Source organism: Aeromonas sp. s6, from assembly GCF_040907815.1.
Lineage (GTDB): Bacteria > Pseudomonadota > Gammaproteobacteria > Enterobacterales > Aeromonadaceae > Aeromonas > Aeromonas caviae.
Genome location: NZ_JBFOCN010000103.1, coordinates 1 through 3,073, shown reverse-complemented (window position 1 = coordinate 3,073; position 3,073 = coordinate 1). Strand labels below are relative to the sequence as shown.

The 3,073-nt window shown below is 51.1% G+C and carries 3 protein-coding genes; all 3 read left to right on the top strand.

Annotated features, from left to right (window positions below):
- Positions 1-44: 44 nt before the first annotated feature.
- The 3 genes from AB5Y50_RS16280 to AB5Y50_RS16270 all read left to right on the top strand — a co-directional run bounded on the left by AB5Y50_RS16280 (position 45) and on the right by AB5Y50_RS16270 (position 3,037).
- The gene (locus tag AB5Y50_RS16280; RefSeq protein WP_010673871.1) at positions 45-257 is read left to right on the top strand and encodes an Hha/YmoA family nucleoid-associated regulatory protein; all 213 of its coding nucleotides are present in this window, start codon (positions 45-47) and stop codon (positions 255-257) included.
- 13 nt (positions 258-270) lie between these two features.
- Entirely contained in the window at positions 271-843 is a 573-nt protein-coding gene (locus AB5Y50_RS16275) for a recombinase family protein (RefSeq protein WP_265468271.1), read from the top strand.
- Positions 844-1,798: 955 nt separating this feature from the next.
- Positions 1,799-3,037: a hypothetical protein gene (locus AB5Y50_RS16270; protein ID WP_368163086.1), complete on the top strand. Its 1,239-nt coding sequence runs from the start codon at positions 1,799-1,801 to the stop codon at positions 3,035-3,037.
- The last annotated feature ends 36 nt before the right edge of the window (positions 3,038-3,073 follow it).

The following is a 3,073-nucleotide window of genomic DNA, read 5'->3' as shown; positions in this document are numbered from 1 at the left end:
GACTCACGTTGAAGCAATAGGAAGAAGATGAAGGAGATTTCCGCATGAATGACTTGGTTATCAGGCTTCGCCGATTCAAGGACAGGAAGTCACTGGATAGAGTTGCCCCAAGGATGCTTGATAAGGCTGCTGCTACGGGCCTCCAAGAGGAGCTGAAGGTCATCGCAGCGATTGACCACCGGCAAGCAGAGATAGCTGCTGGAAGGCATTTTGATGCGGGGAAAGTCCCTATGACAGCTTGGGCATTGGTTGATTGAGTAGGAGAGAGTGATGGGACAGGTTATCGGTTATGCACGTGTGTCGTCTGTCGGTCAATCGTTGGATGTTCAACTGGATAAGCTGACAAAGGCCGGTTGTGAGCGTGTGTACCAAGAGAAGGTATCAGGGACCAGCACAGATGGCCGTGAGCAACTAGCCGAACTCCTGCGGTATGTCCGAGAGGGGGACGATGTGGTGATCACCAAGCTGGACCGTCTGGGCCGTTCTCTCGCTGACCTGCTGGACATTACGGAACAACTGGAAGCCAAGGGCGTGACCCTGCGTGTACTGGACCAGAACTTAGAGACGACGACAGCCCAAGGGAAGCTGATGTTCACCATGCTGGGCGCCTTTGCTGAGTTCGAGACGGCTCTACGCAAGGAGCGTCAGATGGAAGGGATCGCCAAAGCTAAGGCTGCGGGGAAGTACACAGGCAGGCCCAAGAGTATCGACGAGGATGCAATCAAGGCGACCCTGCTGGAAGGCGGCAAGTCCCTGCGAGAAATCGCTACGCTTCATGGAGTCAGCCGAGCGACTGTCCATCGCCTATCAACAAGGATGCGAGAGGATGGGGAGCTGTGTTGATCGAGTGTGTCTATCGGTTGAACCTAGGACCATCGAAAGGATCGATCACTTGGACTGTCGCAAAACATTAGAAAAAACTAATTTACCCTGACCAATAGAAAGAACTGATCGAGTGACCCACTTTGATCGAATCTTTCAATCGCCCCCGAGGCTGTTCACCGCGACACCTTGGGGGTTTGTCGTTTGGGAGGACTCGACGATGACCCTGCGCCTGTCCCTCTGGACCTTTCTCATTGCCTCCCTTCCATCCGTGTCCCTGCTATCTTCAGGCTTTCTCTGTGGACCTGTGAGATCGTGCAGGGGTGAGCGTGTGGGGTAACATGGGGGAATGCGTATGGTGATCAGAGAGATCGTCTGAGAGGCTATCTGGAAGGGACCAGAGGGGGAGCCTGGGGCCGAATCTGCGCTTGTTCGTCTGAATGCCCCTGTTTGTTGTCCGTGGGTATGTCCCGAGGTCTGTACTCCCGACGATTATCCCGAAGGCACCAATAAAACACCTTCCAGAGACCTCCAGAGCAGGGGCAATTGGAGCTAGTTACTTTTCCCTGACCATAGGGGGGATACGAAAAGACCAATACTAAAAGACATCTTTAAGACACCCCAGATAACTTCTCTCTTACCTTACTTACGTCAGGTATCTTCAAGATTACCCACGGTCTCCCCAGAAACCATCTTCAGGGCAATCCATTGTCTACCATGCTGCCATTGTTTAGTAACCCCATGAATCGCCAATAAAACCAATTGTCAGGGAAGATGCAGGGAAGACCTATCAACACTACTGCTATGGTGATCCTCTGAAGGACATCACTGCCGTTTCCTAACCAACCAGTTCAGAATTCCGAAGAATAGTGATAATCCCAACGTATGGTTGTCATGGAGTCGGGAATCTGATCAAATTGGTAAAATCCGAAATTTACGGGAAATACCAACTCAACAACTGCCAAACTAGAACGCTATGACAACCGATAAGATCGAGATCCTCTCCCCAGCTCTTGTTCCTACTGATACTACTGAAAAGTCCACCGCGCACCCAGACAGTGCTATCAATGAAATCAGGTCACAAAAGACTATCAACGCATCCACGATTATCATCAGTCCAGAGTATCAGTACCGTGTTGGCCCCTTGGACAATAACAATGTGGCGTATCTTGCCACGCTGATCCAAGAGGGAGTCCCTTTCGCTACACCTATCCGTCTACAGTGTCTTTGGGGGTCTCAGCTGTACTTAGTCGATGGGTTTCACCGAATGGAGGCATTCAAACGGTTAGGTATCACCGAGATCCCGATTCATCACTTTTCTATTGAGGAAGCTGATTCGAGCGTAGACGTACAATTACATGCAATGGGGGCTAATACAAAACACGGGAAGCGAAACAGTGCTGCCGATTATCGTAACATCATCGCGAAAATCGTGGAGAAGGGCTATCCCCGCGAATTAATGAAGAACGCATTCGAGCCAGACATCCCCGCTATAGCTAAGGCCATTGGGACCTCCAAGACTGTGCTGGAAGTGGCTTACAACAAATTCACAGGTTTCAAGGATAATCCACATCCCACCTTGTCTGTGGAATGTAAGACTCGCCGCAATGAAGCGATTATTGAAGCCTATTGCGATGGATTAACGGCAAACGCTATTGCAGAAATGTATCGCATCAAGAGCCCCAAGACGGTTGCTCAGGTAATCACTGACGCCGAAGCGAAGTGGGCTGAGAATGAGCGCATGAGGGAGGAGCAAGCCGCTGCGGAAAAGGCTGCACTCATCGCTCGCGCTGCGGAGCATGGGTATAGTGAAGATAAAGTGTGGTTATTTCAGCAAATGGCTCACTTCTATGAGGACGATGATACAGACGGGAGCGCTTCCCAGGGCAACACTGAGAATGTTGGGTCTTCCGTAATCCCGATGGCTGACGCCTCAGACCGAAGTACAACCCGCGTGGATGCAGACGCTCACATTCCCCGTGTCATCAGCTCTCTTGATGACACTTCCTCACCTACCGAAAAGTCAGACGAGCCTTTTGATGTTTATAAAGCAACAGGCTACAAACCCGACCAAAGCCGCCATGCCAAACCAGTGAAACCCGAGGACATGACCTCTGAACAACTGCAAGAGGCATGGAAAGCACACCAGAAAGCAATGCGTATTCCGGCGAAGTTGAACAGCCATTCCGGCCAACGTGAACACCCTGATCCTTAACGCGCTCACGTCACCCCGTTTCTAACTCGAGTGTTC

Excerpts from the sequence above, each read along its gene's own strand:
- AB5Y50_RS16280 (WP_010673871.1), top strand. The coding sequence starts at position 45 with ATGAATGACTTGGTTATCAGGCTTCGCCGATTCAAGGACAGGAAGTCA.
- AB5Y50_RS16275 (WP_265468271.1), top strand. The coding sequence starts at position 271 with ATGGGACAGGTTATCGGTTATGCACGTGTGTCGTCTGTCGGTCAATCG.
- AB5Y50_RS16270 (WP_368163086.1), top strand. The coding sequence starts at position 1,799 with ATGACAACCGATAAGATCGAGATCCTCTCCCCAGCTCTTGTTCCTACT.